A 26,327-nucleotide genomic window follows, 5' to 3' on the forward strand; every position below is an offset into this window, starting at 1 on the left:
CATTTGTTCAGACACACGTCGGGGCCGGCTATGCGCCGCGCAGCCGGACTGCGGTGACGCTGTCGCACGGCCGACCGAGGTGGTCGTCAGAACCGTCCAGAAATTACAGCGAAAGGGGAGCCGTGACAATCGAACTGCAGCGGCTGGTGGACGACCCGATCGTCGTCGATGATTTGGAGCGCCTCTCGTTCCGGGTGGATCGCCGCGCCTATACCGACGACGATTTGGCCGCGCGAGAGATGGCCAGGATCTTCGATCGCTGCTGGTTGTACGTCGGGCACGAATCGGAGGTGCCCGAGTTGGGCTCCTACGTGGCACGCGATGTCGGCGGGCGCCCCGTGGTCATGGCGCGCGGGGCCGACGGGGTGATCCGGGTGTTTGCCAACAGCTGCACTCACCGCGGGGCTCTGATCTGCTCGCAGCCAGCCGGGCAGGCCAAATCGTTCCGGTGCCCTTATCACGACTGGACGTTCTCCAACCAGGGCGAACTGGTCGGGGTTCCGATTCCCGACGGATACGGGCCGGACTTTCGGAAGGCGGACCTCGGCCTGGCTCAGCACCGTAGTGACAGTTACCGCGGATTTGTCTTCCTCACCTTCGATCCGGAGCAGCCGCGCACCCTGACCGAGTACCTGGCGGGAGCCGCGGAGTACCTCGATCTGATCGACGACCAGTCCGAGGTCGGAATGGAGGTGATCCAAGGCGCGCAACTCCACGGGGCTCGAGCCAACTGGAAGCTCATGATGGAGAACAGCGTCGACATCTACCACTTCCGAGCACTGCACAAGCGTTACGTCAGCTATATGCAGTCGCTCGGGTCGATGCCACCACGACGACGAGGTGGTTTCGGCCGCGACCTCGGCCTGGGTCATGGAGCCAACGAGCTGCCGCCGGCCGCCGCCCGCCCGCTCGCCCACTGGACACCGATGTTCGGTCCCGAGGTCCGGCCGCGAATCGAGGCGACCGCCGCACGTTTCGTCGACCGATTCGGCGCCGAACGCGCCGAACGGATCACCGGCACCAATCGTGCGGTGCTGATCTTCCCCAACTTGTTGGTCATCGACGCGATTGCGATCACGATTCGCAAGATTGACCCGATCGGCGCCGACCGGATGGCCATCACCTCGGTTGCGCTGGCCCCCAAGGACGAAGATCCAGAGATCCGGGAACTCCGCAAGAGTCACTACCTGACGTTCCTCGGTCCCGCTGGCTTCGCCACTCCCGACGACATCGAGATCGTCGAGTCGTGCCAGCGAGGTTATCTCAACCGCACGGTGCGCTACTCGGATCTGTCACGCGGCATGAACAAGGAGATCCCCGAGACGACCGACGAGCTTCCTGCCCGCGCATTCTGGCGGCAGTGGGACCGGCTGATGCACGGCGACGATGGTCACGTCGAGGTCGCCCACCAGGCCGAGTCGCAAGAGGCAGGAAAGTAATGACCAGCGAGCTGATAGTCGACGATGCAGCCCAGGTGAGGCTGTGGCACCGGGTGAGCCAGTTCCTTTTCCGTGAGGCTCGGCTGCTTGACGAGTGGCGTCTGATCGAGTGGTACGACGAGATGCTGACCGACGACATCCGCTACGTGGTGCCGGCTACCGACGTCCGCGACGAGTCGGCCGGCGCACTCGGGCTCATCGACGACAATGCTGCCCGGCTTCGCCAGCGGATCGAGCAACTCCTCAATGGTGAGGTGTGGTGCGAGGACCCTCGGTCGCGAACGAATCGCGTGATCAGCAACGTGGAAATCCTGGCTGATCAGGGCAGCTACCTCGAGGTGGCGGCAAATGTCGTCGCATACCGCATCGGGCACGGGCGCTCCGACGCTTACATCGGAAAATATCGGTTCGAACTCGTCCCTGAGGGCGAGTCGTTCCGGATCCGGAAACGGGTCGTGGTGCTCGACCACGAGACGTTGTACGAGCACGGCAAGCTCAGCATCGTCTTGTAATGGGCCGATGACAGCGGCCAGCCCTGGTGGCTTCCCAACTGCCGCCGCAGCCAAGCCAGGTCTTTCTGGAGCGCTTGTCGCCTGTTCGCGTTGATGCGAATCATCGGACCGGTCGTCGTGGGGATCATCGCCGAGAGGGCGGCTGTTCCGGTCGCTTTCGACAGGGGCTCGGGCTGGTCCTCGTCTTCGTGACGTCGAAAACCGTTCGTCCCAATATGGAGGAGTTAATCAATGAATCAGCCGTCGGCCCGGCGCGAGCGGGGTGAAGCCATCTTCAAGGAGGTCTTCGGCCGCGAACCGCGCCCGGGGTCTTACCCGGAGTTCCTGCGCATCACCGTCGACCACTTATTTGGTGAGGTCTGGGCCCGCCCGCACCTGAGCCTCGAGGAGCGCGAACTGGTCGCACTGGCCGCGGTCGCACTCGGGCGGACCGATTGGGAGTTGCGGGGCCACATCGGCGCCTCCCTGAACCTCGGGATGTCGCGAGAGAAGATCATCGAAGTCATCATTCAGCTCGCTTACTACGGCGGCTGGCCGGTCGCCAACAACGGACTACGCGTCGCCCAGGAGGTCTTCGCCGAGTTGGACAACGTCACCGGGAAGGACGCGGACCATGACCGGTGAAATGTCTCCTCTCGCCCCGGCGGAGAAGGTCGACCTGTGGCGCCAGCGATTCTTCGAGGCCCAGGCGGCAGCGGAAGAGTTCGTCCTGGGAGAGCACGGCGAAGAAGGCCTGGCTGGATGGATCGCGGCGAACTCCCGCATCACCGCGGAATTGCTACGCGCGCAACGGCCCGACGGGGTATCGGCTACCGATCACTTCATGACCCGGCTGCAACGTCAGCTATTGCTGTACGACTCGGCAGTCTCTATTGAGCCTCAGCCCTCGGGCACCGTCCTGCGTAACGCCGACTGCGGGATCCTCCGGTACCGCAAAGAAGCTGCCCGCGCCGGCGTCGTCCTGACCTTCTCGTCACCGTGTCCCTACTGCCAGGAACTCAACACCGCCATCGCCGCCCGCTACGTGGAACCGGACGTCAAGGTGTCGTGCGAACAGGCGGGCGACGGGTGCACCTGGCGCGCGGAAAATCCTCACTCTTCCCACCGGTAGCTCCCACCACCTTCGTCATCAATATTCTCTGAAGAGGGGTCGAAATGAAGGTCGATGACATCCATCTTGTCGGCATCGGAACGGCGAAATGCGGGACGGTGCAGACCGCCGACGCTGTGGCCGATGGCCGATATGCGGCCGAGGAACGCGATCGCAGTGGGCAGCTGGCGATTTCGGTAGCAGGCACAACGCCCGCGCCGGACCTCGCCATCGAGGCGGCGAACGTCGCCCTGGCCGAATGCGGCCACGGCGCCGACGAGATCGGCGCCCACTTCCACGCCGATGTGCATCCGCAAGGCCCGGACGGATGGTCAGCGCCGCACTACATCAACCGCATGACCATCAACCAACCGGTCATGTCGGTGGAGATTCGCAATGGCTGCATCGGATTTCTCTCGAGCCTGCAGCTGGCGTCGTGCTATCTCATGGCCATGCCGAGCCGTCCTGCGGTGCTTCTGACCTGCGCCGACAACTTCGGGACACCGTCGGTGGACCGCTGGCGCGCGTCGAGTCTGTTCGTGCTCGCCGATGGCGGCGGATCAGTGGTGCTGTCCCGCCGCCCGGGGTTCGCGCGCCTGTTGTCGATCGGATCGGTCTCCGCGCCCGAACTGGAGGAGCAGCACCGCATGGGCGAGACGCTGTTTCCGCCCGGCCTCACGGTCGGCGGATCGCTCAACCTCACGGAGCGATCGAGCCTGTTCCGGCAACAGGTCGCGGAGGGAATCCTCCATCCGACATCCGATTTCGGCTCCGTCGTGATCGAGGCTGTCGAAGCCGTGCTGAAGGACGCCGACATCTCGCTCGATGACGTCGCCCGCGTCGTGCACGACGGCTTCACCCACTGGGCGATCCGCGATCTCTTCCTCGATCCGTTGGGCATCGAGGAAGAGAAGGGGATCTTGGACTACACCCGTTCACACGGCCACGGCGGCCCACTCGACCAGCTGCGTGGCCTGGAGTACCTGTGGCGCGGAGGCCATGTCGGCGTCGGTGACAAGGTGCTGCTGTTCGCCGGCGCACCCGGCATGGAAGGCGCTGCGGCCGTCGTCGAAATCACCGCCACCCCAAGCTGATTCCACAAGAAGTCACACCCGACCGCGTCGGGGAATGCTTCGCGAGCCTGGAGACGGCCACGGATCATGCCGCGGAGCGTCCCTGCGATTCCCGGCTGAACCCCGACCAGGCGACAGCCGTCACCGACTACTCCGCCGACGTTCTGGCCTCGTCGGCTCTCCATCCCTGAGCGAAGGACTGATCATGCTCGCTGCCTCCACTGTCGCGTATTTGGAACGGACAGTTCCGCTTTCGACCTCAGCCCTGGCGACGGCCGCACGTTTGGCCGCCGCCCACGAGCATGAGGACTTCGTGCTCTACGAGAACAGCGGTCACTGGTCTTTCGCCTGCGGCCCGCTGGCTCGACTGATCCTGGACCGGCATGGGGCCCGCGTGCAGGGCGCGATGTCGGAGGAGCTTGCCTGGGGGTCTGAGCCGCTCCGCGATGTTCAGACGTTGCTCGATCGACTTCCGGTCCGCGGCTGGCGGGCATACGGGTGGTCGGCGTTCGAGCTGGCTTATGCCAAGGACGGCGACGCGGGCGCGGTAGGCGATCAGCAGTTGCTTCACCTGATGATTCCCGGCGCCGAAGTCCGCTTCGGCCCCTCCGTGGCGCTGGTGCGCGCCACGGAGGAGGCGGCGCTGCAGCGGCTTGTCGAACTGGTCGAAGGCACGACACCCGAAACCGAGGCTGCCGCGACGCCGCTCGCCGTGCGGGAGCGAGGCCGTGAGCAGTACCGGCAGTCCGTGGCGAATGCCATCGCCGAGATCAACGACGGCCGCGTCCAGAAGGTGATCTGCTCCCGGGTGGTCGCGGTCGAACACGAGATCGATCTGGTGTCGACATTCGTGGTGGGACGGCGCGCGAATAATCCGGCACGCTCGTTCCTGATTCGCCTCGGCGGTGTCGAAGTGGCGGGTTTCAGTCCGGAAATCGTGGTCCAGGTGACCACGGACGGGAAAGTCACCATCCAGCCGTTGGCGGGAACGCGCGTGGTCTCGCCCGACGCCGCGGAGAATCAGCGGTTGCGTGCCGAATTGCTATCGGACTCGAAAGAGATCTACGAACACGCGATTTCGGTTCAGGTCGCTTGCGACGATCTGCGGGGCGTCTGCGTCCCCGAGTCGATCGTGGTCGAGGAGTTCATGGCCATCCGTGAACGCGGTTCGGTGCAGCACTTGGCCTCGCGGGTGAGCGGCCGACTCGAGGACGGTCGCCGGGCGTGGGACGCCTTCGGAGCGGCCTTTCCCGCGGTGACCGCTTCCGGAGTGCCGAGATCGGCGGCGTACCAGAGCATCCGGCGAATCGAAGAGTCCGAGCGCGGTCTCTACAGCGGTTCGGTGCTGACGGTGGACGACGAGGGGGCGATGGACGCCGCACTGGTGCTGCGCTCGGTCTATCGGCAGGACGGGCGGACGTGGCTGCGGGCCGGCGCGGGCATCGTGGGGCAGTCGAGTCCGGAGCGAGAGTTCGAGGAGACCTGCGAGAAGTTGGACAGCGTGGCCCAGTTCTTGGTGCCGCAGAGCGCGTGATGATTGGAGGAGCTGAGCCGATGCTCGAAGGATGCACACCTTATCCTGAAGAACGCGCGAAAGCCTACCGGGAGAACGGATGCTGGCGCGGACAGACACTGTCCGCGCTGCCGGAACAGTGGGCGCGCGCGTTCGGGGATCGCGCCGCGCTGATCGAGGTGAACGGCCGCACGAGTTACGCGGAGCTCGCCGTTCGTGTCGATCGTATGGCGGCCGGGTTCCTCGCTCGCGGCCTCCGGGCCGGTGATCGTGTCATAGTGCAGCTGCCCAACACCGCCGAGTTCGTGGTGGTGTTCTTCGCGTTGCTGCGCATCGACGCCAAACCCGTGTTCTCGTTGGTCGCGCACCGTGCCAACGAGATTCGGCACCTGTGCGCCGCCTCGGGTGCGGTGGCACACATCGTGGCCGGCGATCAGCCCGGGTTGGATCACATCGCGTTGGCCCGCGACGTGATCGGTGAATGCCCCACCCTGCGTATGGTCTTCGTCAGCCGTGGGGAGACCTCGGCCGACCAGACCGGGGCGGCCGCGCCGGTGACGTTCGTGCCGTTGTCCGACGTGGACGCCGAGCCGACGGCGTTGCCCGTACCCGACTCGGGCGATGTGGCGTTCTTCCTGCTGTCCGGCGGCACTACCGCCTTGCCGAAGCTGATTCCGCGGACGCATGACGACTACCTGTATCAGATCTCGAGGACAGCTGAGCTGCTGGGCATATCGTCCGACGATCGGTATCTGGCCACGTTGCCGCTGGAGTTCAACTTCACCTGGGGATGCCCCGGAGTTCTCGGAACGCTGTCCGTCGGTGGCGGCGTGGTGCTCGCGGCCGACCCGGATCCGTACGAGTGTTTCGAGGCGATCGAGCGGGAGCAGGTGACGTTCACCTCGGTGGTTCCGGCTGTGGCACAGCTGTGGCTCGAGGCGCTCGCGGAAGCGCCCTTCGACGTCTCCAGCCTTCGGGTGCTGCAGATCGGCGGGGCTCCACTGGCGCGTAATGTCGCCGAACGAGTTCGCGCCGAGTTCGGCTGCGTGCTGCAGCAGGTGTTCGGAATGGCGGAGGGGATGATCAGCTTCACGCTGCCCTCCGACAGCACCGAGACCATCCTGAGCACGCAAGGGCGTCCCATTTCACCCTTTGACGAAGTCCGGATCGTCGACGAGTCGGGCGCGGTCCTCGTGCCGGAGCAGACCGGCGAGCTGCTCGTGCGCGGCCCCTATACGCTCTGCGGCTATTACCGCGCCCCCGAACACAATGCCCGTGCCTTCACTGCCGACGGGTTCTACCGCACCGGCGATCTGGCGCGGCTGACCGGCGCCGGCGAATTGATCATCGAAGGCCGGATCAAAGACGTAATCATCCGGGCAGGTCAGAAGATCTCCGCTGCCGAACTCGAAGGTCACCTGCTTGCGCTGCCGAGTGTCGACCGGGTCGCAGTGGTGGGCCAGGCCGACCCCGACCTGGGCGAGGCGATCTGCGCCTACATCATGCCTGCGGGGTCGCCGCCGCTACTCCGCGAAATGCGCGATGCCCTGCGCGGCCGGGGGATCGCCGAATTCAAGCTGCCCGACCGCCTGGAGATCATCGATGACCTCCCGCTGACCGGTTTGGGGAAAGTCGACAAGTCGGCGCTGGTCCGCTTGTCCACACACGACGTTGTATCGGAGACCCGCTGATGTCCACAACGCACGACAAGCCCGCCCCTCCGACCCTCGACGACCTGCGCACGGCAGTCGCCGAGATGGTCGGCGTGACACCTGCCGACGTCCCGCTCGAGGCGAATCTCTATCACATGGGTGTGACTTCGCTCGGGATGATGAGACTCGCCAACAGGTGGCGGCGGGCCGGAATTCGTGTGTCGTTCCGCGACCTGAGTGCGGAGCCCACACTGCACGCGTGGCAGCGGTTCCTCGCTGATTAGCCGCTGGCGCGCTGAGGATTGGGAGTAGCCATGAAGATCGTTAAATGTTTTTACAGGATATACCTTCGAAAGACGGAACTTGAAGCATGCAAAAAGTTCTACATGGCACTCCAAGGAGTGAACCGTCCGCATCACGAATTCTATTACGAGGCGTTCAGGCTCGATATCGTAGGAATCGGAAGTGTCCTCTTGATCGCGGGAGATAAGGCTGACACTGAGCGGTTCGAGGCCACCAAGTTGACCTGTTTGGTGGATGACCTGGACGCGTTGCGCGCATATTTCATCCAGACCAGGGTCAAGATCATCGATGATGTCAAAGTGGTTCCTTCAGGCCACAACTTACGTGCCATGAGTCCGGACGGAACGATCGCCGAGTACGTCCAACATAGCGATGACTTCAAGCGCAAGATGACTGGAAACGCCTACGATTGAGAATACCGGATCGATTGCGCTGGCCCCCTCGAAGCGGGTGATCAGCGCGCGGTATGACCATTTAATCGATCTAGCCCAAATTTCTTCTGGCTTACGTGGCGGCATGACTAAGAAGACGGCTTAGAACCAGCGCGACGTCGGGCGGGTTGGGCTGCGAAAGGAACCTTGTGACAGTTACATCGAGTGTTGATACTTGCGACTTCGTCGACACGGCAGATTTGGATAATCAGCGCACGCTGTGTATCAGCCCGCTGCTCTCGCCCGCCGAGGTCCGCTCCACACACCCGATCAACGAGGCGAACACTGGTGTAGTTCGTGCCGGTCGCAGGACCACCGTCGAGGTGCTCAATGGCGACGACGACCGCCTGATGGTGGTGGTCGGCCCGTGCTCGGTGCACGATCCCGACGCCGCCTTGGACTACGCCCGTCGTCTGGCCGCCAAGGCCGAACAGCTGTCGGACCGCCTGCACGTGGTGATGCGGGTATATTTCGAGAAGCCGCGCACCAGCTTGGGCTGGAAGGGTCTGATCAACGACCCGCACCTGAACGGGACCTTCGACATCAACACCGGTCTCGGACTGGGCCGGGGACTGCTGGTCGACATAACCGCACTCGGACTGCCGATAGCGTGCGAGTTCCTCGACCCGATCACCCCGCAGTACATCGCGGACCTGGTCTCCTACGGCGCGATCGGCGCCCGTACTGCGGCCAGCCAGGTGCACCGGCAGCTGGCCAGCGCGCTGTCGATGCCGGTCGGGATCAAGAACGGCACCGACGGCGACGTGCAGGTGGCCGTCGACGGGGTGCGGGCCGCGGCCGCCAGCCATGTGTTCCCCGGCACCGACCTGGATGGCCGGTCCGCGCTGATCCGCACGATCGGCAACCCGGACTGCCACGTCATCTTGCGCGGCGGTACCAACGGGACCAACTACGACGCGGCCTCCGTCGCCGAGGCGTGCCTGCGGTTGGAGAAGGCGACGCTGCCGCAGCGGGTGGTGGTCGATGCCAGCCACGGCAACAGCAATAAGGACCACAACCGGCAGGTCGATGTGATCACCGAGATTGTCGAGCGGATCGCCGCCGGGGATCGTAGCGTGGTGGGCTTGATGATGGAGAGCTTTCTGCTCGCGGGCCGTCAGGACCTGACGCTGGGTCGCAGTGCCGATCTGGCGTACGGCAGGTCCATCACCGATGCCTGCCTGGACTGGGAAGCTACTGCGGCACAACTAGATCGGCTCGCCACGGCTGTTGCTATCCGCTCGAGGCTCCGGTGAGCATCGAAGGCTGTATGGCGCAGGAGAGTTGAATGCAGGTGTGATGCGGAAAGTCCCAGAACCCACCACCTTGGGCTTGATGTGTGGTCGAGGGAAAGACCGACGGGTCAGGCTCAGAGCGGATCGTTATTAATCGGGGAGGGCATGTGGCGCCGGATACGGTGAGCCTGCGGTACTTTCTGGTGCTGGCGCAGGAGTTGAACTTCACCCGCGCGGCCGCACGAATCGGTATCGCGCAGCCCGCGCTCAGTGCCCGTATGCGCCGGTTGGAGGCGGAACTCGGTACGAGACTGCTGGTTCGTAACACGCGCAGCGTCGTATTGACCACGGCCGGTGCGGCTTTGGCGGAGTCCGCGCCGCCCGCGCTGGCAGCACTGGACCGGGCATGGGACACCGCCCGAAACGGCCGATGAACTGGGCACACTGCGCATCGGATACAGCCTCAGCGCAGGGGCCGAAACGGCACCGGCGTTGGTGGACAGGCGCATTCGCAGCAGCCCAGGACTCGAGGTCGGCGCGGTCCCGATGGCGATACCGGAGATCTCTGCCGCGGTCGCCGACGGCAGTATCGATGCGGGGATCACCCGTGGTGAACAGCCGGGCCGTGGCGTGCGCCGATTCCTGCTACGTCGTCAGCGCGTCGGGGTCCAATTGGCACAGCATCATCCGCTGGCCGAAACCCCGATTCCACACGCCCCCAATCTCTTTCGACATGTTTCAGATCATGCGGCGACCACCTCGGTTACGCCACAACCCCGGGACTTGACCTCTACCGAACATGCCGATGGGCGGGCACTGCTGTGCGATGCCCGCCCATCAACACGTCCTAGCCGGACCTGGCTTTAACCGGCCGACCCGAATGCGTACCGGCCTGCCTCAGCCGATGCCGTCCTGTACCGGATAGTGGATGATGACCGCACCGCCGGTGGCGTAGTTGGCGACATCGGCGGACAGCCGCTCTCCGTGCGCTGATGTCAGCGCCGCGTCCATGGCGGCGCGGTCAGCGAAGTCGGCTTCAAAGACCGCGAAATACGGCGCTTCTCCCTCGGTCGTGGTTCCCTCGATCGCCGCCACATCGAAGCTGTAGCGCCACGCAAGTGGGCCGGGCCAATTCTTGACCAACGGAAGGTGGTTGGTCACGTAGTAGTCGCGGAAGTGGTCAGGGTCAGCTGGCTTGGAATACAGGACAACAAGCTTATGCAAGACGGCCTCCGTCCAGAGACAGCGGTTCCAGCAGCGCTATCCGCGACATCGGCTCTCCTGTCGAGTTTGTTTCGAAATCAGAAAACACTAGATGAATGCTAGTGTTTCGAATAACGAAACGCAATAACGAAACGCAAGGAGGGTCATGCCGACACCGCGCCCAGGAACACCGGTTCGTGGATCGACTACCGGCCGTCCCCTCATGGCCGCGATGGACCTGTTCGGCCGTCGGTGGGCGCTGCGAATTCTCTGGGAACTGCGTGCAGGTCCGCTCGGTGCGCGCGCGTTGCTGACGCGGTGCGAAGGGCTATCATCCAGCGTCCTCTACCAGCGGCTCCGCGAACTCGCATCGAGCGGGATCATCGCCCCCTCGGCCGATGGCTACGATCTGACTCGGCTGGGGACAGCACTCCGTGACGCCCTCAATCCGCTCGACGAATGGGCGATCACCTGGGCGCAGGAGCAAGAACACAAATCAGGAGGCCACGGAGACGTGAAGATCACGCCCGACCAGGTGGAGCGGTGATCTGACGGACGCCGACTCGGACACGGGCATAGTCGAATCGATCCACCGATCACACACTTCACCCGTGTAGCAGCACATAGCTACACGGGTGAAGTGGTCGGAAAGCGGGTCGAATCAGCGCTTGCGCCGGGCGGTTTCAGGGGCGACCGGCGTGCGGAGTGGGGGCCTTGGCTGTGAGGACCTGGCCAGTGCGGGTGTCCGGGGCCATGCCTTCCGTGCCTTTCCATTCCGCCGCTACGACGAACAAGGTGGTGCCGTCGGGGCCGCCGAGCATGCAGGCGAAGGCGCTGCGGTCGAGGGGGACTTCGGCGAGGACTTCGCCACCGTCGGCGATGCGCAGGCAGCGGTCCATGGCGGCGGTCCAGACCGCATTGTCGGCGTCGACGCAGATGCCGTCGGGGTAGCCGTCCACCTCGGCCCAGATGCGGCGGTCGGAGAGAGTGGCATCGGAGTCGATGGTGAAGGCGCTCAAGCGTTTTGCATGGGATTCGGCGACTATGAGAGTGGAGCCGTCGGGGGTTATCGCCATGCCGTTGGGGAAGTAGAGGTCGTCGGCGAGCTGGCGGGCGGTGCCGTCTGGGGTGACGAGGGCCAGGACGCCGGGTCGGGGGTCTTCGCCGGCCATCATGTCGTAGCCAATGCTGTTGACGTAGGCATTGCCTTGGGCGTCGACGACTATTTCGTTCCAAGGGTATTCGGAGATGTGGGTGAGATCGGCGTGGGCGACGAGGGTGCCGTCGGGTTCGCGGCGCAGGAGTTTGCGGCCCTCACCATTGGAGAGCACCAGCAAACGGCCGTCGGGCAGCCAGTCGAAGCAGAAGGGAATCCCGGTCATTTCGAGTGCAACCTGGCGACAACCTTGCTCGTCTACGGTCAGAATCTGTCCGGCCAGCCAGTCCGACAGCCAGAGCTTGCCGTCGTGCCAGCGCGGGGATTCACCGAGCCCGAGTCCTTCCAACAGCACGGTGGGCGTGATGGATTCGGTTCTGGTCATGTTTCCTACCTCCGGATATGAATAGCCCTGGAGTGCAGACGCCATGCCGCGACGGAATTCATCGCTCGAATTCGTGCTCGAGGTAGGGGGTAGCCGCTCGTCACTCCGGAGGTGGTGGCAACACCCAGCGCGCATAGGTGTTCTCGGGACTGACCGTGATCACATCCGCGACCTCGACCACATCGTCGGGCACCTGGCCGTCGAAATGCTCGAGACTCGGCGTGATCACCGCATCGGCGTCGAGCCGCGATACCGCCGTCCGCACCCGCAGCAGCGGCCGGTCCGTCTCCGGGCCGAAGATCAGCGTTTTACACAGGTCATACCCGAGTCTTCGGGCGAGGTGCTGTATCTGCGCCTCGTCCCACTGCTGTTGCGCTCCGGACACGTCGTGTCGGAGGAATCCGATAGCTGCCGGTTGTGGCCGCATCTCGCCGTTCTCCTACTGGGTCGGGCACGCACTGACTGTCAACGCTACGGGCATATTGAGCGCCACACAGGGGATTCGTAGCCGACGCACCAAACGTTTGCCACCAATCGCGTGTCAACCCCGCCTAACAGGGTGCGGCACGCCGACCAGGGACGGCGTGAATGCGCAAGTGGCTTCTCGAAGACATCGCACAGATGTTGTTGCACGCTTGCTCATTGCCACGGAATCGTCCTGTGCGGTGAGGTGCTCGATCGTGACTGTTCTCTACCGAGGAGCGTCTCGGATGATGGATTCCAGGTTGGAGCGGGTAGGGGACCAGGAAAGGTTGGCGGAGGCCTTTCCCGGGGCGCTCACCAGCGCGGCGGGTTCCGGGACGGGGGGTTTGTGGGTGCGGGGGACTGGGCGGCCGGTGACCCGTTCGACCATGGCGACTATGTCGAGAAGGCTTGTGCCGGTGCCGCTTCCAATGTTGTAGCGGTCGACGACGCCGGTGATCTGGGGAACTGAGATCGCCGCGGCGAAGGCGTCGGCCGCATCGCTGACATGCAGGTAGTCGCGGATAGCGGTGCCGGAACCATTGATCTGAAGCGGGGAAGCCGCAGTGGCGGCGAGAGTGCGGGGGGTCAGGCCGGTCGGGTCCGCGCCGGAACCTCCGGTCAGGTTGAACACGCGGAGGATCGTCGCGGCGAGCGCGCCGGTGCGGGCTTGCGCCTCGATGACGTGTTCGGCGGCCAGTTTGCTCGCCGCGTAGGGGTGCGGCGGTGCATCGGGCGCGTCCTCGGTGAGGGGTTCCCCCTCGGAAGGTGCGTAGATCGATGCGGTGGAGGCGAAGACGAGCCGGGGGACACCGGCTTCGGCCATGGCCTCGAGGAGAGTGATTGTGCCGCTGGTATTCACGCGGAAGTAGCGAAGGGGATCGGTGAGGGATTCACGGGCGCGAGTCAGGCCCGCGAGGTGACAAACCGCGTCCATGCCGTCGACCGTGCGTGCGAGGGTATGGACGTCGAGCAGGTCGGCGATCCGCGTTTCCGTCGCACCGGAGATCGGGTCACCTGGGGTGTGAACCATGGCGATGGGGGTGTGTCCCGCCGTGTTCAGGGCGGCGACGACCGCACGGCCGAGGTATCCGCCTGCTCCGGTGACTAGTACGCGCACCCGAGCATCCTCGCAAAGGGCCCGCCCGCGGTGGTCAGCGACCGGTGATCGCCGCATGCAGGCGGCGGCGGGCACGGCCTCGGATACCGTTCCGGTGTAGGGCGGCGCGTGCGGCGAAGGCACCGCAGGCACCGTGTACGGCCGCACCCGGATGGGCGGCCGAACTGCCGAGATACAGGCCACGCACGAAGGTTTCCGGACCGCCCAGGCCGGGGATGGGCCGGAAGACGAGCTGCTGATGCAGCGCCATGGTGCCGCCGATGCGGGTGCCGATCGAGGTCATATCGCTGGGCCGCTGCACTTTCCGGCCTATCAGGGCGTTCGCGAACCCCGGCGCATGATCCTCGATCACGGCGTCGATGTTCTTCGCGAGCAGTTCGGCCGCGGTGTCGTCGGTGACGCCGCGGGGCATGAGGGTGTACGCCCACGCGGATTCGGTTCCGGCGGGAGACCGGGTGGGGTCACAGGTGGTCATTTGGCCGAACAGCATGAACGGCTGTGAGGGGACCGCGCCGCAGGCCAGTTCGGCACCCCAGCGGATCATGCCGTGCCGGTCCGCACCCAGATGCACGGTGCCCGCGCCGTGCAGTTCCGGCGAATTCCATGGAATCGACTGCGATACGGCGTAATTCACCTTCACCACGGCACTGTCGGGTTCGAATCGGCGCAGATCCTCCCGCACCCGTTGCGGCACTACATCGGCCGGTAGCAGCCGTCCATACAGGGTCGGTGCGGGCGCATTGGCGATGACCGCGCGTCGCACCGTGATGGTCTCCCCGGCAGCCGTACGCACCGCGACGACCCGGCCATTGCGAACGTCCAGGCCCGAAACCTCTATGCCACTCCGCAATTCGACACCGCCCGCGCGGGCACGGGCGACCAGGGCGTCGGTCAATCCGCTCGCGCCGCCGACCGGGCAGGGAAATCCGCTGTCCTGCGCGAGCATGGTCAGCAACCAGCCCGTGGCACCCGAGAGTGGGACGTTGACCGCGAGGTCGCCATGACCGCAGTTGCCCAGCAGCAATAGCCGGGCGTGCTCGCTGCGGAACAGTTCCCGGGCCATGGTGTCGGCAGGCAGCGTTAGGAATCGCGCCAGCCGGGTCAGCTCCGGTATGCCCATATCGCGCACCAGGCGCAATGTCTGCCGAATCGGATGCGGACCGCCGAATCCGGCTTCCAGCAAGGGATCTCGAAGCCGCCGCCACTGCGCGAGCAGTTCCAGCCAGGCCCGCGCATCGTCGGGATGGTGGCGACCTAACTCGTCCGCGGTGCGCTGCGGATCCGGGTACAGCCCCACCCCGTCATTCGGGGTCCGCGCCGAGGCGAGCACCGTGGGCGCGTGTGCCCACCGTAGCCCGTGGTCGGCCAGGGCCAGGCCGCGCAGGACCGGAGAGACGAGGGCCAGTGGATGATTCGCACTGAACAAATCGGATTGAAAACCCTCGAACAGCTCCGCGGACCGCACCGCCCCGCCGAAATCGGCCTCTTGTTCGAGTACCAGGACATCCCATCCGGCATCGGCCAGCAGATTCGCGGCCACCAGCCCATTGTGCCCGGCTCCCACGACGACAGCGTCGACACTTCCTCCCATACGTCCGATAGTAGGCGGAGATCGGCTCCGGGTAGACGGCTTGTTTGATGAGATGCAATGGATCATCACATGATCGGATCATGACGGGCCCGAACTAACGTCCGGACCATGCACAAGATTGTTGCCGGAATTGCGCTGCTGCTGCTTATTTCGGGGTGCCAGATGTCGGATGATGCGCAGTCGATTCCGGGTACGACCTCCCGCATGCCGATCAAACTGGTGAAGTCCGATATCGAATACATTCCGGATGGTCCCGGCTCGAAAGATGTATTCATCGCCACGTTGCAGAAGGAGGGCGTCGAGTTCAAAGACAGGGACGTCACGGCGGAAATGGGCCGGACAGTGTGCGCCTCGTTGCAGCGGAATGCGGTCCTGGGCGCTGACGTGGATTCGAGAGTGCTGGATCGCATTTCGCGCCGGATAACAAAGGGCACGGAGTTCGAAATGAAGCAGACCGGCGTGATTATCGGCGCGTCCATCAGTGCGTTCTGCCCGGAGTTCGCGTACCTGGCGAACTAGATCGCCTCGCTCCCACAGTAATTCGGTGGACTTGGCGGTGCGGCCGCCGGACACTGAAGATCATGGGGAAACTGGACGCCATCGCCGCGCGGGTCGCTGCCGGTGCCACCGTGCAGTTCCGGCCCGCAGGCTCCTCGATGATTCCACTGATCCGGAGCCGTGATCTGGTGACGGTCGTCCCGGTGGATGCCACCAAGCTCGAGGTTGGCGACATCGTGCTCGCCCGGGTTTCCGGAACCGTTTACCTACACCGTGTTTCAGCACTGGACCCTGGTCGTTCCCGGGTCCAGATTGCGAACAATCGCGGGCGAGTGAATGGATGGACGACTCACTCCCGAGTGTTCGGCATCTGCACCACTGTCGAGGGCACGACACGGCCCGGAGCCGCCGCCAAGGCACGCCCACGGCCTCGGGAAGAGCAGGCACTCGGCGACTGAAAGGCTACGTCGACTTCACCCAGCCCGCCGCCCACGGTGGTCAGTCGGTTGGCGTGTAGCGATAGACGCGCGATTCGCGCGGTTGGAATTCGAGACGCTCATAGAGGCGATTGGCCGCCTCCCGCGACACTCGCGAGGTCAGATCCACTGTCCGCGCACCAGCTGCCGAGGCTTGAGCCTTGGCCTCTTCGATCAGGCTCGCTCCGATGCCTTTCCCGCGCGCCGAATCGTCAACCACCACATCCTCGACCCGCGCTCGAAGTCCGGAGGGGATCGGGAACATCACCAAACTCAGTGTCCCGACGCTCTTTCCGCCACTTCGTGCGACCAGAATCGTGGTCGACTCCGCAGAGAGCAACTCTGCCAACGCTTCTCGACTCAACCGCTTCGCAGTGCTCGACAGCTGGGGCAGTAGCCGGTCGAAAGCTTCCACGATCTCGTCGTTGACCTCGGTCAGTGATTCCACGGTGACAGCCATCCCGGCACTGTACTGCCGGGCCTCGTCTGTCGCCGAGCGGTCAGCGACATGAGGGGTCGTTGGGAAGCCTTAAAGCCTTATGTAGGAGCATTATTCGCTGATCGCGGCTTGTGCGTCGTGGACGGCATTGGTGCGGTCGATCGCGGCCATGTGCTCCTCGGCCCAGATCCGCAGTGCTGCCAACGGAATCTCCAGGGACAAGCCCAGTTCGGTGAGCCGATAGTGCACGCGAGGTGGCACGGTCGGCTCCACTCGGCGAGTGACCAGCCCGTCTCGAACCAGGCTGTGCAGGGTTACCGAAAGCATCTTCTGGGAAACGCCGGGCATTCGCCGCCGCAACTCGGCGAACCTGACCTCCCCCGGAGCGGCCTGCGCGAGGACCTTGACCGCCATCGACGTCCATTTTGTGCCGATGCGGTCCAGCAACTGACGTGTCGGACATTCGCGATCGAACAGATCACCACGATCCGTGGTCTTCGTACGCACCGATCGAGTAGTCACCTGAACCTCACCACCTGTAGCCAAAGTGCCGTCTTGGCAGCCTAACTGGGGTTACCTACCGTTGCCTGGTAACCGATGGTAACCATATCTGGGAGGCTCGATGTCCTGCACGCCGCTGCCCCATACCCCGGCGATCGAGTTGCGCCGCATAGAGACCAACGGCATCTGCGCCAACGTCGCCATCGCCGGTAGTGGCCCCGCAGTCGTTCTGCTGCACGGCTTTCCACACACTTGGCGCCTGTGGAGCGAGATCATCGGCCCGCTGTCCGCGCACTACCGGGTCATCGCCCCGGACCTCCGCGGATTCGGCGCCACCACCCGTGCCTCGAACGGCTACGACGCCGACACCCTGGCCACCGATCTAGCCGGGATCCTCGATGCCCTCGCCGAACCCGCCGCAGCCGTGGTCGCGATCGACGCGGGCACCCCCGTCGCAGTCCTGCTCGCCCTACGCCATCCCGACCGAGTACGACAGCTGGTGGTCATGGAAGCCCTACTGGGCACCCTGCCCGGCGCAGAAGACTTCCTCGCCGCAGGTCCGCCATGGTGGTTCGGATTCCATGCCGTCCCCGGCCTCGCCGAAACGGTCCTGTTCGGCCAGGAGGCGCGATATATCGAATGGTTCCTCAGCACCGGCACCCGCGGCCGAGGCATTCGGGCGGACATCCACGACGCCTTCATAAATGCCTACACCGAACCCGATGCCCTACGCTCCGCCTTCTCCTACTACCGCGCACTACCCACAAGCGCCCAGCAACTCAACGACGCCGCAGCGACCCGTCGGCTCACCACCCCCACCCTGGCGATCGGCGCCCACCCGGTCGGCAACGCACTCGAACGGCAACTACGCCCCATCACCGACGATCTCACAGGCCACGTCATCCCCGACTGCGGTCACATCATCCCGCTGGACCGGCCCCAGGAACTGCTCACCCTCGTGCTGCCGTTCCTGGCCGCTTCGGGTGGGTGAACGAACCAGTCATCGGCGAGGTGGCCGCAACAGCACCCAGAACGTCCGGGTAGTTCTACGCATTTGTCGAGAGGCACGTTGCGGCGATGCTCGTATGCGTGACAACGACATCCGCCCCGGCCCCGAGCCTGCCAACGCTACGGCGACCGATTCCCAAGTGGGACAAGGGCATCGCAATCCTGTGCCTCGTTCTCGCTTTCATGACCGCGATCTTCCTTACAGGGTTGACCGGGATGTTCGTGATGGCGGGCGATTCCTGTGCACCCACGAGTCCCTGCATGGACGAGGTCGGCCGTGGCATCAACATCTCGCTGCTGGGAATGGTCGGGACCCTGGTGATCGGATCAGTCTGCATGCTCATCGCGGCGATCACCCGAACCCGGCTTGCCATCTGGGCAGTGGCAACCCTGCTGCTGGTACCGGTCCCTTCCTTCATCGGCGGCAATATCGCCAACCACGCCATGCAGCTCAGCCACACCGCACCGTCCCACTCCTGACTGATCGAAATTCGGTTGCCGATCCTCTCGGCGCACCGACACACTGCTCACGTGAATGACGAGACCTCGGTGGACGACCTGATCGTCAGGGAGAAGGTTGTCCTGGCGCTGCGAGCCATCATGACCGAGATGGGTTGCAGCCTCCACGAGGCCATCGATGAGTTTGAGCGACGCTATAACCGTCTGCGCGCGGAACGGCCGGACGATTTCACGCTGCCGCACGGTGAGTACGGGCGAAATGTCTATACCTGAGTACACGAATGGTCGAGGGGGACAGGCCGTGGACGTTCGTGGCCAGCCGGCCTGAACATGCACTTAGACCCATGATCAGTCAGAAAACTGACCGGCAACAGAGGTTAGTGCATGAATAGACCGGTAATCCGGACCCCGGTATGTGCGGACGGCCTGCTTGTTATACGTCGACATGGCGGTCGCTATCGTGGACGACAAGGTCACCCTCGAGTCGCAGCTGGACCGGCGTGGCCCAACTCGTGGGTCGGAGAGAGTGGCGTCGGATCGTGGCGGAGGACTTGATCGTGACTCGGGGGCTGGTTATACCGGCGTCGGAGTTGCGTGAGCGGTTTTCGCGGTCGTCCGGGCCGGGAGGGCAGCACGTCAATACCACCGACAGTCGGGTGGAGCTGTCGTTCGATCTGGCCAATTCGCCGTCTGTGCCGGAGTCGCTGCGCACTCGGATGCTGGATCGGTTGGCTACCCGCTTGGTTGACGGGGTGCTCACGATTGCCGCGTCGGGGCAGCGTGCACAGCTGCAGAACCGCGCGGCCGCTCGTGATCGTTTGGCCTCGCTGCTGCGTGACGCTGCTGCGGCACCGCCACCTGATCGCCGCGCCACCAAGCCTTCGCGCGGAGCTAAGGAACGTCGCATCGCCGCGAAGAAGCGGCGTGGCATCACCAAACGCAACCGCCGCGCGTCGTCCGACGACTAGCCGACTGGTCGCGCCACAAGTCGGTGTGTCAGCAGGTAGTCCCCGCCCGGTCACTCGGGGCGCGAGACCGTCGCAAGTGCCACCCGATACAGCTCCGAGGCCCGTTCGCTCCGTCCCAACGGCGTGAAGTAGTCGTGACCGGCGGTGGCCGTGGATTGCTCCCACACCAGTTCGTAGCCGCGGTCGGTGAGAAAGGCAGCGAGTCGGTTTGGGTCCAGCCCGAAGGTCCACGGCTCGCCTACCCGTGCCACGCTGCGCACCCACTGCTCGGCCTCGGGAAAGTATGTCGAGCCGTCCAGCGCGCCCGCGTGCACGAAGGTGAAGAGCAGCAAACCGTCGGGGCCGACGAGAGCGGAGATCGCTGCGAGCGTGCGATCCACGGCCTCGGCCGTCAGGTAGTTCGTCACCCCTTCCCACACCACCAATGTCGGCACATCTGGCTCGAAACCCGTTGCCCGGATGGCTTTCTCCAAGTCGGCGGTCTCCAGGTCGACCGGCAGGAAACGGACCCTGTCGGGATCGGCACCCGCGCGCTCGACCGCGATTCGCTTCGCCGATTGCGTCGCGGGCAAGTCGATCTCCACCACTGTTGCCTCGCGGAGGGCATCCAACCGCCAAGCGCGACTGTCGAATCCAGCGCCGAGCAGAACAACCCGCCGCACCCCGTCGGCCACCAACGCCGTCACCGTGTCGTCGATCAATCGGGTTCGCACCACCGCGGATGGACGCGGTCCCGGCCACACCGCGTCATAGGCCCGCGACACCAGCCGCCCCGCCATCGGCACACGCGCCAACTGTGCCGCGATCCGCAGACCCCCGGACAGGAACGAGACGGCCAGCGGGTCGGCGAACAGCCGAGATCCCGCCGGGCGAGCGGTCTCCAGCGCGCGCTGCAATGCCATGGTCTGCGCCGTAAAACTAACTCCCATAACAGAATTCATACTCTGATATGGGAATGGGTCAACCCTGGCAGCTGATTCTCGCGACTGCCTCGTCATAGACCTGGGGATGGCCCCAGAAATGGTGCTCCCCGGAGTACGGTCCGATCGCTAGGCTCGTGTCGGCGCAATTCACGATGACTCGAAAGGCCTCTCATGCTCCGATCGCACAGGTCCACCGCGGCCGCGATATCGACGATGGGCGCGCTGGCGGCCACGCTCGTGCTGACTGCGCCCGCCGCGCCTGCCGCGATCACCGATTTCACTGTGAAGCTGCTGGATCCGGCCTTCGTCACGGACTGTGCCTACATCACTCGGGCGACCACCGAGTCTGGCTCCCAGATCAGTTTCTACGACAGCCAGGACGGCGAATTCAATCCATCGAGCGGCACCGGCGATGTCCTCGTCACGTGGACACCGCACACCCCTGGTTTGCACACGCTGCACGCCGTGCAGGACGGCAGTGAGCGGACCATCGGAATCGATGTCGGCCCCGGCGGGAGCGAGAGCGAGTGCACCGGGGTCTCCCTGATGTATACGGATCATTAATCTGCCGATGCTCCGCGGCCTACGCTCGGAACGAGAATCTCGAAGGGCTCGTCCTCCAGGGTCGTGGTCGGGGTTCCACAGGTGTATCCCGTCAGCTCTGTCGCCAGATGAAGGATCTGATTGAACCAATCAACTTCGTCATGAGTTCGGGCCCGGCGCGGTGTCGCGACGGGCCCGAAGGGGGTTGGGGAGGGTTAGCGGGCGAAGGTGGCTGCGTTTTTGGCGAGGTCCAGGAGGGGTTGGGGGAAGATGCCGAGGGCGAGAGTTGTTGCGGCGGTGAGGGCTACGACGGTGGTGGTGAGGGTGGGGGAGACCAGGGTGGGTGGGGTGGTGGGGGGGTCGGTGAAGAACATGAGGACGATCACGCGGATGTAGAAGAAGGCGGCGATGGCGCTGGTGATTACGCCGACTATGACGAGGGGGGTCATGCGGCCGGAGGAAGCCGCTTCGAAGACTGCGAATTTGGCTATGAAGCCGCTTGTCAGGGGGATACCCGCGAAGGACAAGAGGAACAAAGAGAAGATGCAGGCGAGCCAAGGGGAGCGGCGGCCCATTCCGGCCCAGTGGGACAGCGCCGTTGCTTCGTCGCCGTTTTCGTCTCGGACCAGGCTGACTATGGCGAACGCGCCGAGGGTGCCGAGGCCGTAGGCGGCGAGGTAGAACAGGACTGAGGAGACGCCGGAGTTGTTGGCTGCCACCAGCGCCACCAGGATGAAACCGGCGTGCGCCACGGACGAATACGCGAGCATGCGCTTCATATCCGTTTGGGTGATGGCGAGGATCGCGCCGACCACCATGGTGGCGATGGCTATGGCCGCCAGTACTGGTCGCCAGTCGTTGCGGAGGTTCGGCACGGCTACGTACAGCACGCGCAACAATGCACCGACTGCGGCAATCTTGGTGGCGGCGGCCATGAATGCGGTTACCGCGGTGGGCGCGCCCTGGTAGACGTCGGGCACCCAGGACTGGAACGGCACCGCGCCGATCTTGAACAGCAGGCCCACGGCGAGCATGGCCACGCCGAGGATGGCGAGAGTGTGCGACTTGCTGGTGTCGCGGGCGACGGCATCGGCGATACCGGCCATGTGGACCGTTCCGGCGTAGCCGTAGAGCAGGGCCATGCCGTAGAGGAAGAACGCGGAGGAGAACGCTCCGAGCAGGAAGTACTTGAGCGCGGCTTCCTGGGAGAGCAACCGCCGCCGCCGAGCCAGCCCGCAGAGCAGGTAGAGCGGGAGCGACAGGACTTCCAGGGCCACGAACATGGTCAGCAGATCATTGGATGCCGGGAAGAGCATGAGACCGGCGACCGCGAACAGCGTGAGTGGGAAGACCTCGGTGGTCGCGACTCCCGCTTTGGTAGCGGCGATTTCATCCGAGCTGCCGGGCATGGACGCCGCCTGCGGGGCGAACGCGTCCACGCCTCGCGAGGCGGTGAGACTCCAGGTACCGGGGCCCTCACGATGAACGGGCATGCGATCCGCCCGACGTTCCGCGATGAACAGCAACCCGAGCATGGAGACCACCAGAATCGTGCCCTGCAAGAACAAGGTCACGCCATCGACAGCCACCGCGCCGACGACCGCGGTCTCATTGGTCCCGCGCAGCCCGATGACCGCGCCCAGCGCGACCCCCATCCCGCCCAGCCCGAGAATCAACTGGATCACATACCGCGAGCTCCGCGGCGCGAACGCCTCCACCAGCACTCCCGCGACCGCCACACCGAAAACGATGAGCATCGGTGCGAGATCCCGGTATTCGATGCTCGGCGCGGGCACCGAAGCGGCAAGCGTGGTGCTCGCGTGAATCACAAGGGGTGTTCCACTCACTTGTGAGCACCTCCGTTAGTCGTCTGCCCGGCTTCGGGTTTCACGGCCGGTGCCGGGTCATGCTGGCCGATCTTCGTGAGTGTGTTGGCCACGGCCGGATCGATCCGATCCAGCGCGGGCTTGGGGTACGCGCCGAGGAACAGCAGCGCCGCGATGAGCGGAACCACCACCACAAGTTCCCGTGGCAACAGGTCGTAGAGCTTCTCATTGCCCTGCTTCACCGGCCCGGTCATCATCCGCTGGTACATCCACAGCACATACAGCGCGGCGAGCACCAGCGCCGTGGAGGCGAAGACGGCCGCGACCGGGTAGCGGGTGAATGTGCCGATGAGCACCATGAATTCACTGATGAACGGCGCGAGCCCCGGCAGCGACAGCGTGGCCAGACCGGAGATGAGGAAGGTGCCCGCCAGAATCGGCGCGACATTCTGCACCCCGCCGTATTCGGCGATGAGGCGAGTTCCCCGGCGCGACACCAGGAATCCGGCGATCAGGAACAGTGCCGCCGTGGAGATGCCGTGATTGACCATGTACAGCGTCGCCCCGGTCCCGCCCTGGGTGGTCATGGCGAAGATGCCCAGGATGATGAACCCGAAGTGCGAGATCGAGGTGTAGGCGATCAGCCGCATGACATCGGTCTGCCCGATCGCCAGCAGCGCTCCGTAGATGATGCCGATCACCGCGAGCACACTGATCACCGGCGCGTAAGTCGAAGACGCCGAAGGGAACAGCAGCAGGCAGTACCGCAGCATGCCGAAGGTGCCGACCTTGTCGACGACCGCCATCATGAGCACCGCACTGGCGGGCGTGGCCGCGACGGCCGCATCCGGCAGCCAGGTGTGCAGCGGCCACAGCGGAGCCTTCACCGCGAACGCGAACATGAAGCCGAGGAACACGGCGTTCAACACCGCGGGCGCGGCCCCGAGCTGCCCGGAATTGGCGGCCTCCATGACGACCCGGAAATCGAAGGTCCCGGCCCCGTCCGTGCCGAGCTTCTCCCGCGCGGTGATCACATACAGCCCGATCACCGCTGCCAGCATGATCAGCCCGCCGAACAGGTTGTACAGCAGGAACTTCACCGCCGCGCGCGAGCGCTGCTGCCGCACCGCCAGATCCGTGGTGCGCGGCCCGAACCCTCCGATGAGGAAGTACATCGGGATGAGCATGACCTCGAAGAAAATGTAGAACAGCAGAATGTCCAAGGCGGTGAACGAGATCAGCACCATGCCTTCGACCACCAGGGTCAGGGCCATGTAGTAGTGCGACACTCGCCGTCCGCTACCGACCTCACGCTCGTCCTGCCACCCGGCGAGAATGAGCAGCGGCACCAGACCGGCGGTCAAGAGCACCAGCACCAGTGCGATGCCATCCATGCCGAGCGTGTAGCCCGCCCCGAAAGCCGGGATCCACTCATGCTTCTCGACAAACTGGTACTGCTCGCTACCGGGCTCGAACTGGGTAGCCAGCCAGATCCCGATCCCGAGGGTGCCGAGCGAGACGAACAGCGCGAACGACCGCGCCCCCGTCCGCCAGCTCGCCGGGAACATGAGCACCAGCGCGGCTCCGACCAGCGGAACCACCCACAGTGTTGTCAGCCAGGGAAAGTCACTCAAAACAACCTCACCGCCAGCAGGGCGGCGGCCACCAGGGCCGCGCCGGTGAACATGGACAGGGCGTAGGAGCGCACGAAACCGGTTTGCACGCGCCGGATTCGGGCCGACAGACCGCCGATGACGGCGGCGGTCGTATTGACCAAACCGTCGATGCCGCGATTGTCGACAAACACCAGCGAGCGGGTCACATGCTGGCCGGGACGCATGAACGCGGCCTCATTGAAAGCGTCGCCGTAGAGGTCCTGGCGTGCGGCTTCGGTGAGCGGCGTTCCGGCAGCGGCGGTTTCGGGGATGGCCTGCCGGGCGTACTGGTCGTAGGCCACCCACACACCCGCGGCGACCACCGCGAGGGCGAAGAACGTGACGGCCCAAGCCGGAATGATCGGCTCACCGTGATGTTCACCGACCACCGGTGCCAGCCAGTTCTGCAATGCCGAACCGTATGCCAGCAGGAAGCCGGAGAACACGGAACCGAAAGCCAGCAGAATCATCGGCCCGGTCATCGAGGCAGGCGACTCGTGCGGGTGCGTGCCTTCCTTCCACCGCTTCTCACCGAAGAAGGTGAAGATCATGACCCGAGTCATGTAGAAGGCGGTAATGCCCGCACCGGCCAGCGCGGCCAATCCGGTAATGATCCCGCCGAACCCACCGTGCGCGAAGGCCGCCTCGATAATGCGGTCCTTGGAGAAGAATCCCGCGAACGGCGGAACCCCAAGAATCGCAAGATATCCGAGCCCGAAGGTCGCGTACGTGACGGGCAGAACCTTCCGCAGCGCGCCATAGCGCCGCATATCGGTCTCATCGTTCATGGCATGCATGACCGAGCCCGCGCCGAGGAACAGCCCGGCCTTGAAGAACCCGTGGGTGAGCAGATGCATGATCGCCGCCGCATACCCGACCGGCCCGAGTCCGACCGCGAGGAACATGTACCCGATCTGACTCATGGTGGAAGCGGCCAAAGCCTTCTTGATGTCGTCCTTGGCGCAACCGATGATCGCGCCGTACAGCAGCGTGATCGCACCCACCGCCATGACCGCGGCCTGCGCGCCCGGAGCCAGATCGAAGATCGCATTCGATCGCGCGATCAAATACACACCGGCGGTGACCATGGTGGCCGCGTGGATGAGCGCCGACACGGGAGTCGGACCCTCCATGGCATCCCCGAGCCAGGCTTGCAGCGGCACCTGCGCCGATTTACCGCACGCCCCGAGCAGCAGCAAAAGCCCGATGGCCGTGATGGTTCCGGTGCTCGCCTGCCCCGCCTCCCCGAACACGGTCGCGAAGTCCACGCTGCCGAAGGTCGCGAACATGACCATCAGCGCGATGGCCAACCCCATATCACCGACCCGGTTGACCACGAACGCCTTCTTTGCAGCCGTTGCGGCCGTGGGCTTGTGGTACCAGAACCCGATCAGCAGATACGACGCCAGACCCACGCCTTCCCACCCGAGATACAGCACCAGGTAGTTGTCCGCGAGCACCAGCACCAACATGGCGGCCAGGAACAGGTTGAGATAGGCGAAGAATCGCCGCCGCTCCGGATCGTCGGACATGTAGCCGATCGAGTAGATATGGATCAGCGACCCGACCCCGGTGATCAACAACGCGAAGCACATCGACAACTGATCGAGTTGCAGCGCGAAGTCCACCTTCAACCCGGTGACCGGCAACCAACTGAACAGGTTGTAGTGCACGCCCCGTTCGGCATTCGACCGATCCAGCATCGCCGAGAACGCCCACGCGGCCACCCCGAACGAGGCCAACGCCATCACGCAGCCCAGCAGGTGCCCCCACTTATCGCTGACCTTGCCCAACAGCAACAGGATTACAGCCCCACCGAGGGGCAGCGCAGGCAGCAGCCACAGCATCATCTGTGCGGTATCCATG

General features: G+C 64.7%; 29 protein-coding genes and 1 pseudogene. 19 read left to right on the forward strand and 11 right to left on the reverse strand.

All coding sequences use genetic code 11. The features are described 5' to 3' along the window. Positions 1–146: 146 nt before the first annotated feature. From AB0N05_RS32520 to AB0N05_RS32570, 11 genes and pseudogenes are all read left to right on the forward strand, one after another. Positions 147–1,439 (forward strand): aromatic ring-hydroxylating dioxygenase subunit alpha, encoded by a 1,293-nt coding sequence (locus AB0N05_RS32520; protein WP_364701050.1) that lies wholly within the window; start codon positions 147–149, stop codon positions 1,437–1,439. After that, positions 1,439–1,951: an aromatic-ring-hydroxylating dioxygenase subunit beta gene (locus tag AB0N05_RS32525; RefSeq protein WP_364701052.1), complete on the forward strand. Its 513-nt coding sequence runs from the start codon at positions 1,439–1,441 to the stop codon at positions 1,949–1,951. Before AB0N05_RS32520 ends, AB0N05_RS32525 begins: the two co-directional genes overlap by 1 nt. A gap of 231 nt (positions 1,952–2,182) precedes the next feature. Next, positions 2,183–2,575, forward strand: a complete 393-nt coding sequence (locus AB0N05_RS32530; protein ID WP_364701054.1) for a carboxymuconolactone decarboxylase family protein — start codon at positions 2,183–2,185, stop codon at positions 2,573–2,575. Further along, positions 2,565–3,062, forward strand: a complete 498-nt coding sequence (locus AB0N05_RS32535) for a hypothetical protein (protein WP_364701056.1) — start codon at positions 2,565–2,567, stop codon at positions 3,060–3,062. The genes AB0N05_RS32530 and AB0N05_RS32535 overlap by 11 nt, the downstream gene beginning before the upstream one ends. Positions 3,063–3,106: 44 nt before the next feature. Continuing rightward, positions 3,107–4,135, forward strand: a complete 1,029-nt coding sequence (locus AB0N05_RS32540) for a ketoacyl-ACP synthase III family protein (RefSeq protein ID WP_364701058.1) — start codon at positions 3,107–3,109, stop codon at positions 4,133–4,135. Positions 4,136–4,319: 184 nt separating this feature from the next. Further along, on the forward strand, positions 4,320–5,648 hold the full coding sequence (locus tag AB0N05_RS32545) for a salicylate synthase (protein ID WP_364701060.1): 1,329 nt from the start codon (positions 4,320–4,322) through the stop codon (positions 5,646–5,648). Between the two features lie 20 nt (positions 5,649–5,668). Next, complete coding sequence (locus tag AB0N05_RS32550; RefSeq protein WP_364701062.1) at positions 5,669–7,318, forward strand: AMP-binding protein; 1,650 nt, start codon at positions 5,669–5,671, stop codon at positions 7,316–7,318. Next, positions 7,318–7,563: a phosphopantetheine-binding protein gene (locus tag AB0N05_RS32555; protein WP_364701064.1), complete on the forward strand. Its 246-nt coding sequence runs from the start codon at positions 7,318–7,320 to the stop codon at positions 7,561–7,563. Before AB0N05_RS32550 ends, AB0N05_RS32555 begins: the two co-directional genes overlap by 1 nt. Before the next feature lie 30 nt (positions 7,564–7,593). Continuing rightward, entirely contained in the window at positions 7,594–7,995 is a 402-nt protein-coding gene (locus tag AB0N05_RS32560) for a hypothetical protein (RefSeq protein ID WP_364701066.1), read from the forward strand. Between the two features lie 218 nt (positions 7,996–8,213). Next, on the forward strand, positions 8,214–9,269 hold the full coding sequence (locus AB0N05_RS32565) for a 3-deoxy-7-phosphoheptulonate synthase (protein WP_364701068.1): 1,056 nt from the start codon (positions 8,214–8,216) through the stop codon (positions 9,267–9,269). 146 nt (positions 9,270–9,415) lie between these two features. Then, a pseudogene (locus AB0N05_RS32570) lies at positions 9,416–9,947 on the forward strand (LysR family transcriptional regulator); the annotation flags it as partial. 198 nt (positions 9,948–10,145) lie between these two features. On the opposite strand, the gene AB0N05_RS32575 reads toward AB0N05_RS32570, so the two are convergent. Then, on the reverse strand, positions 10,146–10,472 hold the full coding sequence (locus AB0N05_RS32575) for an EthD family reductase (protein WP_364701070.1): 327 nt from the start codon (positions 10,470–10,472) through the stop codon (positions 10,146–10,148). Positions 10,473–10,674: 202 nt separating this feature from the next. Between AB0N05_RS32575 and AB0N05_RS32580 the strand changes: the two genes are divergently transcribed. Then, the gene (locus tag AB0N05_RS32580; RefSeq protein ID WP_364701072.1) at positions 10,675–10,998 is read left to right on the forward strand and encodes a helix-turn-helix domain-containing protein; all 324 of its coding nucleotides are present in this window, start codon (positions 10,675–10,677) and stop codon (positions 10,996–10,998) included. 136 nt (positions 10,999–11,134) lie between these two features. Here the strand turns inward: AB0N05_RS32580 and AB0N05_RS32585 are convergent, their stop codons facing one another. From AB0N05_RS32585 to AB0N05_RS32600, 4 genes are all read right to left on the reverse strand, one after another. After that, on the reverse strand, positions 11,135–11,992 hold the full coding sequence (locus AB0N05_RS32585) for an SMP-30/gluconolactonase/LRE family protein (RefSeq protein ID WP_364701074.1): 858 nt from the start codon (positions 11,990–11,992) through the stop codon (positions 11,135–11,137). A 100-nt stretch (positions 11,993–12,092) separates the two neighbouring features. Further along, positions 12,093–12,419: a hypothetical protein gene (locus tag AB0N05_RS32590; protein ID WP_364701076.1), complete on the reverse strand. Its 327-nt coding sequence runs from the start codon at positions 12,417–12,419 to the stop codon at positions 12,093–12,095. Between the two features lie 264 nt (positions 12,420–12,683). Then, on the reverse strand, positions 12,684–13,574 hold the full coding sequence (locus tag AB0N05_RS32595) for an NAD-dependent epimerase/dehydratase family protein (RefSeq protein WP_364701078.1): 891 nt from the start codon (positions 13,572–13,574) through the stop codon (positions 12,684–12,686). A 34-nt stretch (positions 13,575–13,608) separates the two neighbouring features. Beyond that, the gene (locus AB0N05_RS32600; protein ID WP_364701080.1) at positions 13,609–15,165 is read right to left on the reverse strand and encodes an NAD(P)/FAD-dependent oxidoreductase; all 1,557 of its coding nucleotides are present in this window, start codon (positions 15,163–15,165) and stop codon (positions 13,609–13,611) included. 108 nt (positions 15,166–15,273) lie between these two features. Here AB0N05_RS32600 and AB0N05_RS32605 point away from each other — a divergent pair, with 108 nt between their 5' ends. Then, on the forward strand, positions 15,274–15,684 hold the full coding sequence (locus tag AB0N05_RS32605; protein ID WP_364701082.1) for a DUF732 domain-containing protein: 411 nt from the start codon (positions 15,274–15,276) through the stop codon (positions 15,682–15,684). 62 nt (positions 15,685–15,746) lie between these two features. Then, on the forward strand, positions 15,747–16,121 hold the full coding sequence (locus AB0N05_RS32610; protein WP_364701084.1) for a S24/S26 family peptidase: 375 nt from the start codon (positions 15,747–15,749) through the stop codon (positions 16,119–16,121). A gap of 40 nt (positions 16,122–16,161) precedes the next feature. On the opposite strand, the gene AB0N05_RS32615 is transcribed toward AB0N05_RS32610, so the two are convergent. Both AB0N05_RS32615 and AB0N05_RS32620 read right to left on the reverse strand, forming a co-directional pair. Then, on the reverse strand, positions 16,162–16,599 hold the full coding sequence (locus tag AB0N05_RS32615) for a GNAT family N-acetyltransferase (protein ID WP_364701086.1): 438 nt from the start codon (positions 16,597–16,599) through the stop codon (positions 16,162–16,164). A gap of 90 nt (positions 16,600–16,689) precedes the next feature. Further along, positions 16,690–17,085: a helix-turn-helix domain-containing protein gene (locus AB0N05_RS32620; RefSeq protein ID WP_364701088.1), complete on the reverse strand. Its 396-nt coding sequence runs from the start codon at positions 17,083–17,085 to the stop codon at positions 16,690–16,692. Between the two features lie 115 nt (positions 17,086–17,200). On the opposite strand from AB0N05_RS32620, the gene AB0N05_RS32625 reads away from it, so the two are divergent. From AB0N05_RS32625 to arfB, 4 genes are all read left to right on the forward strand, one after another. Next, positions 17,201–18,070 carry an alpha/beta hydrolase gene (locus AB0N05_RS32625; protein ID WP_364701090.1) on the forward strand — a complete coding sequence of 290 codons (870 nt, stop codon included), beginning with the start codon at positions 17,201–17,203 and terminating at the stop codon, positions 18,068–18,070. Positions 18,071–18,168: 98 nt separating this feature from the next. Beyond that, positions 18,169–18,567: a hypothetical protein gene (locus AB0N05_RS32630; RefSeq protein WP_364701092.1), complete on the forward strand. Its 399-nt coding sequence runs from the start codon at positions 18,169–18,171 to the stop codon at positions 18,565–18,567. A gap of 51 nt (positions 18,568–18,618) precedes the next feature. Beyond that, positions 18,619–18,819 (forward strand): hypothetical protein, encoded by a 201-nt coding sequence (locus AB0N05_RS32635; protein ID WP_364701094.1) that lies wholly within the window; start codon positions 18,619–18,621, stop codon positions 18,817–18,819. 266 nt (positions 18,820–19,085) lie between these two features. After that, a complete protein-coding gene (gene arfB, locus AB0N05_RS32640; RefSeq protein ID WP_364701096.1) occupies positions 19,086–19,514 on the forward strand; it encodes an alternative ribosome rescue aminoacyl-tRNA hydrolase ArfB in 429 nt (142 codons plus the stop codon). Between the two features lie 50 nt (positions 19,515–19,564). Here arfB and AB0N05_RS32645 read toward each other — a convergent pair whose 3' ends face one another. Beyond that, positions 19,565–20,443 (reverse strand): SAM-dependent methyltransferase, encoded by an 879-nt coding sequence (locus AB0N05_RS32645; RefSeq protein WP_364701098.1) that lies wholly within the window; start codon positions 20,441–20,443, stop codon positions 19,565–19,567. A 207-nt stretch (positions 20,444–20,650) separates the two neighbouring features. On the opposite strand from AB0N05_RS32645, the gene AB0N05_RS32650 reads away from it, so the two are divergent. Further along, positions 20,651–21,001, forward strand: coding sequence for a hypothetical protein (locus AB0N05_RS32650; RefSeq protein ID WP_364701100.1), 351 nt, complete (start codon positions 20,651–20,653; stop codon positions 20,999–21,001). Positions 21,002–21,195: 194 nt separating this feature from the next. Here the strand turns inward: AB0N05_RS32650 and nuoN are convergent, their stop codons facing one another. From nuoN to nuoL, 3 genes are read right to left on the reverse strand one after another with little or no spacing between them, the layout of a single operon-like run. Continuing rightward, the gene (gene nuoN, locus AB0N05_RS32655) at positions 21,196–22,827 is read right to left on the reverse strand and encodes an NADH-quinone oxidoreductase subunit NuoN (protein ID WP_364701102.1); all 1,632 of its coding nucleotides are present in this window, start codon (positions 22,825–22,827) and stop codon (positions 21,196–21,198) included. Beyond that, positions 22,824–24,440, reverse strand: coding sequence for an NADH-quinone oxidoreductase subunit M (locus AB0N05_RS32660; RefSeq protein ID WP_364701104.1), 1,617 nt, complete (start codon positions 24,438–24,440; stop codon positions 22,824–22,826). The genes nuoN and AB0N05_RS32660 overlap by 4 nt, the downstream gene beginning before the upstream one ends. After that, entirely contained in the window at positions 24,437–26,326 is a 1,890-nt protein-coding gene (gene nuoL / locus AB0N05_RS32665; protein WP_364701106.1) for an NADH-quinone oxidoreductase subunit L, read from the reverse strand. Before nuoL ends, AB0N05_RS32660 begins: the two co-directional genes overlap by 4 nt. Position 26,327: the final 1 nt, after the last annotated feature.

The organism is Nocardia sp. NPDC051030, from assembly GCF_040683015.1.
Taxonomy (GTDB): domain Bacteria; phylum Actinomycetota; class Actinomycetes; order Mycobacteriales; family Mycobacteriaceae; genus Nocardia.

Bases quoted from the DNA above. Each gene is read 5' to 3' on its own strand.
- AB0N05_RS32625 (WP_364701090.1), top strand. From the start codon at position 17,201: ATGTCCTGCACGCCGCTGCCCCATACCCCGGCGATCGAGTTGCGCCGC.
- AB0N05_RS32525 (WP_364701052.1), top strand. From the start codon at position 1,439: ATGACCAGCGAGCTGATAGTCGACGATGCAGCCCAGGTGAGGCTGTGG.
- AB0N05_RS32645 (WP_364701098.1), bottom strand. From the start codon at position 20,443: ATGGGAGTTAGTTTTACGGCGCAGACCATGGCATTGCAGCGCGCGCTG.
- AB0N05_RS32535 (WP_364701056.1), top strand. From the start codon at position 2,565: ATGACCGGTGAAATGTCTCCTCTCGCCCCGGCGGAGAAGGTCGACCTG.
- AB0N05_RS32580 (WP_364701072.1), top strand. From the start codon at position 10,675: ATGGCCGCGATGGACCTGTTCGGCCGTCGGTGGGCGCTGCGAATTCTC.
- AB0N05_RS32650 (WP_364701100.1), top strand. From the start codon at position 20,651: ATGGGCGCGCTGGCGGCCACGCTCGTGCTGACTGCGCCCGCCGCGCCT.
- AB0N05_RS32600 (WP_364701080.1), bottom strand. From the start codon at position 15,165: ATGGGAGGAAGTGTCGACGCTGTCGTCGTGGGAGCCGGGCACAATGGG.
- AB0N05_RS32605 (WP_364701082.1), top strand. From the start codon at position 15,274: ATGCACAAGATTGTTGCCGGAATTGCGCTGCTGCTGCTTATTTCGGGG.
- AB0N05_RS32615 (WP_364701086.1), bottom strand. From the start codon at position 16,599: ATGGCTGTCACCGTGGAATCACTGACCGAGGTCAACGACGAGATCGTG.
- AB0N05_RS32585 (WP_364701074.1), bottom strand. From the start codon at position 11,992: ATGACCAGAACCGAATCCATCACGCCCACCGTGCTGTTGGAAGGACTC.
- AB0N05_RS32610 (WP_364701084.1), top strand. From the start codon at position 15,747: ATGGGGAAACTGGACGCCATCGCCGCGCGGGTCGCTGCCGGTGCCACC.
- AB0N05_RS32590 (WP_364701076.1), bottom strand. From the start codon at position 12,419: ATGCGGCCACAACCGGCAGCTATCGGATTCCTCCGACACGACGTGTCC.
- nuoL (WP_364701106.1), bottom strand. From the start codon at position 26,326: ATGGATACCGCACAGATGATGCTGTGGCTGCTGCCTGCGCTGCCCCTC.
- AB0N05_RS32555 (WP_364701064.1), top strand. From the start codon at position 7,318: ATGTCCACAACGCACGACAAGCCCGCCCCTCCGACCCTCGACGACCTG.
- AB0N05_RS32540 (WP_364701058.1), top strand. From the start codon at position 3,107: ATGAAGGTCGATGACATCCATCTTGTCGGCATCGGAACGGCGAAATGC.
- AB0N05_RS32560 (WP_364701066.1), top strand. From the start codon at position 7,594: ATGAAGATCGTTAAATGTTTTTACAGGATATACCTTCGAAAGACGGAA.
- AB0N05_RS32530 (WP_364701054.1), top strand. From the start codon at position 2,183: ATGAATCAGCCGTCGGCCCGGCGCGAGCGGGGTGAAGCCATCTTCAAG.
- AB0N05_RS32545 (WP_364701060.1), top strand. From the start codon at position 4,320: ATGCTCGCTGCCTCCACTGTCGCGTATTTGGAACGGACAGTTCCGCTT.
- AB0N05_RS32550 (WP_364701062.1), top strand. From the start codon at position 5,669: ATGCTCGAAGGATGCACACCTTATCCTGAAGAACGCGCGAAAGCCTAC.